Annotated in this window: 1 protein-coding gene; it reads right to left on the bottom strand. The window is 46.5% G+C overall.

The features are described 5' to 3' along the window. Window positions 1-13 precede the first annotated feature (13 nt). Window positions 14-273, bottom strand: a 260-nt coding sequence (locus tag CWC30_RS18075; protein WP_349654455.1) for an EF-Tu/IF-2/RF-3 family GTPase, incomplete at its 5' end; no start/stop codon positions are given.

Raw genomic sequence — 273 nt, 5'->3', positions numbered from 1 at the left:
CACCTAATACCCATTACAGACTACGTGGTACTTCACCTGTTTCAACTACTTCGATTTGGTCACCAACGCGCACGTCATTGTAGGTCTTAACACCGATACCACATTCCATGCCGTTACGAACATCAGCAACGGCATCTTTAAAGCGACGTAGGGACTCAAGCTCACCTTCGACGAAAACCACCTTCTCGCGTAGTACACGAATTTGTGCCCTGCGTTTAATTGTCCCCTCGGTAACCATACAACCAGCAATTGAGCCAATTTTTGGAGACTTAA

The sequence above is a fragment of the Pseudoalteromonas sp. S4741 genome (assembly GCF_005886135.1).
Taxonomy (GTDB): Bacteria; Pseudomonadota; Gammaproteobacteria; order Enterobacterales; family Alteromonadaceae; genus Pseudoalteromonas; species Pseudoalteromonas tetraodonis.
The sequence above is the reverse complement of the archived record's forward strand: the minus strand, read 5'-3'. Positions and strand labels throughout refer to the sequence as shown.